The sequence below is a fragment of the Candidatus Paceibacterota bacterium genome, from assembly GCA_041661305.1.
Lineage (GTDB): Bacteria > Patescibacteriota > Minisyncoccia > Phycocordibacterales > VMEP01 > VMEP01.
This window is the reverse complement of the sequence record JBAZUR010000001.1, coordinates 351,642-359,189: the sequence shown is the minus strand read 5'-3', so window position 1 is coordinate 359,189 and position 7,548 is coordinate 351,642. Positions and strand designations below refer to the sequence as shown.

Below are 7,548 nucleotides of genomic sequence, written 5' to 3'. Positions count from 1 at the left end.
AATATTTTAAATTCATGAAAATAAATTTTAAAAATAAAATAAAATTAATTACTAATTGTTTTTTGTTTTTAATTTTTATTACCTCACCCGTCGCTGTGTCTGCTGCCGCGACAGTTCAAGCTTCTCTTCAACCAAGTTTTGAGGCTAATCTAACGAATTCTATAATTCTTCAGACAGGTAGAGGAAATCCAGTATTTTCAAGAGCTTCCACGGCGTATGTGCAAGATTGGGAAAATTTGTTTAGGCAAGCGAAAAGCGGGGAAGTGCGTTTTGAGGGAGCGAGAAGAGTTGAAAATTTACTATCTTCTACGGAAGATTTTAGTACTTCCTGGACTCCTGTATCGCTCACTGTTACCGCAAATCAAACAACATCTCCTATTGGAACAAATACCGCAGATTTATTTACTACATCCGGGGTTGGTGGACAGCGCGTTGTGCAGAATGCTGGTGCTGTTAATGGCACAGCAGTAACATATAGCGTGTGGATTAAAGGGGGAACTGCGACAAACGCGAAGCTTCTTATCTATGATACCAGCGCTGGCGCCACCCGCATTGGTCAGCAAGTGACACTGTCCACGTCGTGGCAACGTTTTTCTGTAACAGCTACGAACCTGGTTTCTGGTAATAATCATTATTTTTATATCTATATTGATGAGAATGTAGCTAATGGTGCCGGTGCCACGGCGTATGTGTGGGGAGCTCAAGCCGAAAATGTTACTGGGCAATCAAACCAAAATCCGTCCGATTATGTTTCTAAAGGAGTGCTTTCCTCGCCATACCATGGAGCAAATGTTGATGGCGTGAAATATTTTGATAGACAAAATGGAAATACAGTTTTGTCTAATGTTGTGACCGCTAATACTGGTGCAAAAATTTCTACAAATACTTTGCGTGGTTATTTAGCAGAAGGTGCGCGAACAAATTTAGCTTTGTATTCTGAACAGTTTGATAACGCGGCGTGGAGTAATAACGCTGAAGGGTTAACAGTTTCTGTAGACAATGTTGTTGCGCCAAATGGAACAATGACGGCAGAAAAATTAGTAGAAACAGCAGACACAACACTACATCGTCGCGGGCAAAGTATTGCTTCGTCGGCTGGGACTTTGCGTCGTTTTTCCGTGTATGTGAAATCTGCTGGTAGGACGAAGGCACGCGGTTGGTCTTGGGCCGGAGGCGATACTGGACAACAAACATTTAATCTTTCAACTGTTACTGCGACAGGAAATTTAAATCCAACAATACAAAGTGTTGGTAATGGTTGGTATAGATGTAGTTTTGATATTCCTTCTTCTCACAGTACTTCAGTTGTTTTTGGTCCTGTTGATGATACTCACGTAAGCACCGACGCATATTTAGGCGATGGTTCTTCTGGAATTTATGTATGGGGTGCTCAAATTGAATCTGCTCCATTTGAATCATCTTATATTCCAACGACGTCAGCTTCAGTAGCTAGGTCGGGAGACTTACTTGCATATCCTACGTCTGGAAATATAGGAGAACGAGCGTTTTCTCTTTATTTAGAAATGAATAGAAAAAATAACAATGGGGATTCTTACCCAAGCAAGTCGCCGATTCAAATTGGTTCATATGCTAGCAATTCAATGATAAATTTTGGTGGATATAGCGGAACAAACCTCTCGCTTCTTGTTGATTTTGGGACAGTTTGGGATGTGGCATCAAACCCATTTTCAATTACATACAATACTCCAACAAAAATTGCGTTGCGTCTGGCGAATAATCTTACAACATTTTCTTCTTTTAAAAATGGGGCAAAGAGTGCCGATGCTGTTTCCGGAAATGCTAAAACTTTAAATTGGGCTGGTTCTCCATCTTATATTTATATTGCCAATTCCGGCACAGTAGACGCTAATCAAAGTATTAATGTTAAAAATGTAAAAATATGGCCTAGGGCTTTGACCGACGCACAGCTTACTGGTATGACAAAAAATACAGAATATTTTTCTCTACAATCAATCGCACCGAAGACGACAATAAAAACACCACCTAAATCAGGTCTCGTCGGCTACTGGAATTTCAATGATGGGGCTGGAGCTAAAGCGGGAGATATTTCTGGTAATGGAAATACCGCGACACTTGTAGGAAGCCCTTCGTGGATAACAGGAAAATTAGGAAAGGCGCTAAATTTTAATGGGTCCACTAATTATGCAACAGCAGGATCTAGTTCAAGTTTAAATCTTAGCGACACAATTACTATTTCTGTTTGGGTAAAATCTCCCGATTGGCACCCAACAGCTTCTTGGCGTGCAATCGTGGATAAAAGTTCATATGGGATTTATGTTTGGCCAAGCTCCAATATTTTGAGATTTCAACTTGTTTTAGCCACGACAGGAATTGTTACTGTGGACTCAGGTGTACTTAACACAAATCAGTGGTATCACGTTGTTGGAACTTATGATAAAAATGCTGGGGCAAACAACTTTAAAATTTACGTTAATGGTGTATTACACGACAGCTCTACTCAAAGCAATTCAATAGTGGCTGGCAACGCACTTAATATTGGGCTTTATTCTGGTAGCTATTTTAACGGAATAATGGATGATTTGCGTATCTATAACCGTGCACTTTCTGTAGCTGAAATCCAACAACTGTATAAACAAAATGCAACGCAAGTAAACACGTCTCAAAATAATTTTTTAACAAACGGTCTTGTTGGACTTTGGTCTTTTAATGGCAAAGATGTGAATTGGGGCACCAATAAAGCACTTGATAGGAGTGGAAATGGAAATGATGGAACACTTGTCGGGATGAGCACTAGTTCTTCTCCTGTCGTTGGGAAGATTGGACAAGGGCTTAATTTAAACGGTGATAGCTACGTCTCGATCAGCGGATCTCCTGCAAACGGTTCAGCCAGCGTTTTCGCTTGGGTCAACCCGTATTTTCTAGGGACGTGTCCTGGGTCGTCTCCGAACACGTGTGAGATAGCAATGATTGCTGGGAATTTCTTATTCGAGATTGGTAACGGCACAGTGAACATCTATGGATATTTATTTAATACTCCACAATGGGTGAGCATCTCAAATGCGGGGATTAAAATAAATACATGGATGCACCTCGGCTTTACATATGACCAAACTACACTCCGGGTGTACTTGGATGGTGTACAAATCGGCACCGCAAACGTGCCTGGCGTTATGGGCTCTGGCGGGGGCTTTAGTATTGGCGGTGCTAACAATTTCAGATTGTTTAAAGGGAAGATTGATGACGTTCGTGATTACAATCGGGCTCTTTCAGCGACAGAAGTAAAACAATTGTATAATTCAGGACGTTAGAAAATTTTATGAAAAACACTTATACACAAAAAAACATAAACCAGAATTTTGGAGGCGAAGCCTCCAAAATTCTGGTTGCGTGTTTGGTTTTGTTTTTTATATCTGTGCCACTTGTAACTTTTTCTGCATCAATAAAAAATGTTGGTAAAAGTGGATTGGTGGGGTATTGGAATTTTAATGATGGTGTAGGGACTAAAACAGGCGATATTTCAGGCAATGGAAATACAGGAACCGTCTCGAACGCAACATGGACACAAGGACGTTTTGGTAAGGCTCTTTATTTCGGCGGTGTAAATAGTTCTGTGTCTGTTCCCAACAAACCAATTTTTGATATTACTAGTAGTATTACACTCTCTGCTTGGTATAAAAAAGATGTTGGCAGTGGTACAAACAAATGGCTGGTTCACAAAGCAACAGTGAACACCTCTTATTCGATGTTTATTGAAGGCGGGTTAAAGATGAGAATAGAACATCCTGCTATGCAAGATTGTGCGACAACAGAACCGTCTGAAGGTGTATGGCATCATGCGGTATCAACATACGACGGAACAAATATGAGAGTGTATGTCGATGGGGTTTTGAAACAAACTTGTGCGGCAACAGGAAGTATAAATATTTCTGGTGGTGGTATTGAAATCGGAAGTTTTTCTTCTACTGGATACCCATTTAAAGGGGTGATTGACGAAGTACGTATCTATAATCGCGCATTATCGGCCTCTGAAATTTCAGATTTATATAAAGCAGGGGGGGCTGTGTTAATTAAGTCCGCTGTTTCTGGGAAAAGTGGCTTGGTGGGATATTGGCCGATGAACGAAGGAACAGGAACTCAAATGGGGGATTCTTCTGGAAATAAAAATAACGGTTCTCTTGTAAATAGCTTCACATGGGCGACTGGTAAATTGGGAAATGCACTAAATTTTAATGGGACAAATAATTATGTAAGTGTTCCATCAATCGACTCAAGTGGAACAAATGTTGTCTCGGTTTCTTGGTGGATGTATAAAAGTTCGTTCCATAATAGTATTAGTATTGTCGCTGAAACTAGTCCAAATTTTAATGTTAGTACCACGGGGTGGGTTATTGGACCAGATGATAATACTGGATACTTTGCAGTTGGGTTAAGGGGAAATGTTGGCTATTCAATTCCATACTACAATCGCCCGTCGGCTGGGGTTTGGCATCATTATGTCGCGATTTTAGATAAAAGTAAGGCAACCAACGAAGTTAGTTTTTATATAGACGGAGTTTTACAAACGCCGGCAACATACGCAGTACACAACAACAATAATACGAATAATTTTGGTAATGACGCTTTTTATATGGGGATGCGTGGTGGAGTGCAATACCCGTTTGCTGGGAAGTTGGATGATTTTCGTATTTATAACCGTGCTTTAGCTGTCTCTGAAATTTTAGATTTATATAAATCTGGCGGTCAGAGTATTTTAAATGCGTCTAGAAATAATGTGCTTACTCGCGGGCTTGTAGGGTTGTGGTCTTTTGATGGTAAGGATATGAATTGGAGAACCAACAAGGCTCTTGATAGAAGCGGAAATGGAAATGATGGGACTTTAGTTGGTATGAGCACCACATCATCTCCTGTTATTGGAAAAATTGGGCAAGGGATGAAGTTCAATGGAAATGGTCAATATATTACAACAGCTCCAATAAGTCTTCCGAAATTTACAGTGGCGGCGTGGGTAAACCCAAGTGGGAATCAAACAGGTTATTCAGCCGTTGTTTCTGACCAATATCCTAGTTATGTAAATTACGTAATTGCATTTACCTCAGGTACAACTAATGTCTATGGAGGTATATATAATGCCGGATGGTATCAGACAGGAGCATCAACACTGCCAATAAATAAGTGGACTCACGTTTCTATTACTTTTGATAACAATATATTAACCCTATACATAAACGGCGCGAGCACCACATCTGTTTATGCTCCGATAACACCACAGTCAAGCGGTACGGGTATTAATATTGGCAAAAGGTGGGATCTTCCAGATTATTTTTCTGGCTTAATTGACGATGTTCGAATTTACAATCGTGCGCTGTCGGCAACAGAACTTAAACAGCTCTACAACATGGGCCGTTAGAAAATTTTATGAAAAATCTTTCCATACAAAAAAACAAAAACTGTAATTTTGGAGGCTCAACCTCCAAAAAGGGGATATTTTTTGTGTTTGCGTTTTTATTTTTTTCTTTTTATTTTTCTATCACTTCTGCAGCAACTGTTAAATCTGTAGGTAATAGTGGCCTTGTCGGGTACTGGCCACTTAATGATGGAGCTGGAACAAAAGCTAACGATATGAGTGGGAATGGAAATACGGGAACGTTTATGAGTACTCCATTATGGACGTCTGGTAAAATCGGTAAAGCCCTCAGTTTTAACGGTTCCAGTTCATATATAAGGGTTGCCAACAGTAGCTCGCTAAATCCGATTAATTTAACAGTATCCGCATGGGCAAAAAGCGCCACTGGTACTTGGAATGATTATGGTTTTATTGTAAGTAAAAGAAATGTGTACATAATACATCCGGCTCAAAATCTTACCTCTGTTAATTTTTATATATACACTACTGGCTGGGTGGCAGTAACCTGCACACCCTCAGTTCCAATAACTAACTGGAATTTGTACACACTTACATGGAATGGCACAAATTTAACAGCATACATTAACGGTACTCAGTGTAATACCGCTGTTCCCGGTGGAATTATTAATACCACTGATACTAATGAGCTTAACATTGGGAAAGACGCAGGCTTGTCAAGATATTTTAACGGCTCTATTGATGACGTCAGAATTTACAGTCGAGCCTTATCTGCATCAGAAATAAAAACTCTTTATCAATTTGGCTCGGCCCAAACAAAAGTTGTAAGCAATAGTGGATTGGTTGGTTATTGGCCTTTTAACGACGGCGCTGGTTCTAAAGCAAATGATATGAGTGGAAGTGGAAATACTGCGGCAACAACGTCCAGTAGTTTGGTTTGGGTAGCGGGTAAGAATGGTAAGGCTGTCAACTTAAATGGCGCTACTTATCTTAGTGGTAATGGCTCGGCTTTGCCTAATGTTGGCACGGCTGGCAATGTGACATTAAGTGCGTGGATAAAACCAAATACTGTTGTTGGACAAGGCACAATCTTCTCTAAGGGGGCAAGTGGTAGTTGCTTTAATTATGGGATAGTTATTTTTGGTTCAGGGTTACGTGGGCGAAATTCCACAAATGATCATGCGTTAGGTGGAACAATTGTCGCTAATCAATGGCAACACGTAGCCGTGGTTTATAGTGCGTCTGGAATGGAGGGTTTTGTAAACGGTGTTTCTGTTGGTACTTCTGTAAACACCACGACAACTTGTGCTAATAATAATTGGGCAATAGGAACTCGTGCGTATAACGCAGCAACAAGTGAATTTTTCAACGGTTTAGTTGACGAATTACGTGTATACAACCGCGCTCTTTCGGCAACTGAAATTCAGCAACTATATAAACAAAACGCGACTCAAGTAAATGCTTCAACTAATAATTTTTTAAATAATGGATTGGTTTATGTTTTTAGTTTAAACGGAGGTGATATAAGTTGGGGCTCAAACACTGCTTACGACAGGAGTGGGCAGGGGAACAACGCTACTTTAGTTTCTTTCAGTACTACGTCTAGTCCTGCCACTGGAAAGCTCGGACAAGGACTTAAGTTTAATGGTGTTAGTACATATTTAAATACTCCAGCAATGGCTTTTTTGGGGCAAGCCTCAGCCACATTTTCGGTTTCAGTGTGGGTAAAACCAAGAGTGGTTGGTGGAACAATTATTCATAATATGAACGAGAGTGTTGGGTGGAGCACAGGATTAATAGGTTTTCATCTTGGTAAATTAAGTTATAACATTTACGCAAACGGGTTTGCGGATTCTCCCAATACCGCAGTTGCCGGTAGGTGGTTGCTCGTATCTTTTACTAGAGATGGAGTAACTGGGGTGAATAAGTTATATGAAAATGGAGTATTGGTAAAAACAACAACCACTGGATATAGCCCAAGTGGTGGTTCTCATAAATTTACACTTGGTAGATTTGTTGCTGATTGTTGTCAGATGGATTCTCCAGGGTGGTTTGATGGGGTAATGGATGATTATAGACTTTACAATAGAGTGTTATCTGACACAGAAGTTAAGCAACTCTACAATATGGGCCGTTAGTCACTTGGAGGCGAAGCCTCCAAAAGGAAAGTTGCAATATTTCTTTTCCTACACGTACACTATAAT

At 40.2% G+C, this 7,548-nt stretch carries 3 protein-coding genes; all 3 read left to right on the top strand.

Features of this window, described 5'->3' with window-relative positions; genetic code table 11:
• The first annotated feature begins 14 nt into the window (after positions 1-14).
• Genes WC724_02055 through WC724_02045 form a run of 3 tightly spaced genes read left to right on the top strand, consistent with a single transcriptional unit; the run spans position 15 to position 7,482 of the window.
• Positions 15-3,290, top strand: coding sequence for a LamG domain-containing protein (locus tag WC724_02055; GenBank protein ID MFA6077783.1), 3,276 nt, complete (start codon positions 15-17; stop codon positions 3,288-3,290).
• Positions 3,291-3,298: 8 nt separating this feature from the next.
• Positions 3,299-5,389 carry a LamG domain-containing protein gene (locus WC724_02050; protein MFA6077782.1) on the top strand — a complete coding sequence of 697 codons (2,091 nt, stop codon included), beginning with the start codon at positions 3,299-3,301 and terminating at the stop codon, positions 5,387-5,389.
• A gap of 8 nt (positions 5,390-5,397) precedes the next feature.
• A complete protein-coding gene (locus tag WC724_02045; GenBank protein MFA6077781.1) occupies positions 5,398-7,482 on the top strand; it encodes a LamG domain-containing protein in 2,085 nt (694 codons plus the stop codon).
• Positions 7,483-7,548 lie beyond the last annotated feature (66 nt).

Excerpts from the sequence above, each read along its gene's own strand:
- WC724_02045 (MFA6077781.1), top strand. The coding sequence starts at position 5,398 with ATGAAAAATCTTTCCATACAAAAAAACAAAAACTGTAATTTTGGAGGC.
- WC724_02055 (MFA6077783.1), top strand. The coding sequence starts at position 15 with ATGAAAATAAATTTTAAAAATAAAATAAAATTAATTACTAATTGTTTT.
- WC724_02050 (MFA6077782.1), top strand. The coding sequence starts at position 3,299 with ATGAAAAACACTTATACACAAAAAAACATAAACCAGAATTTTGGAGGC.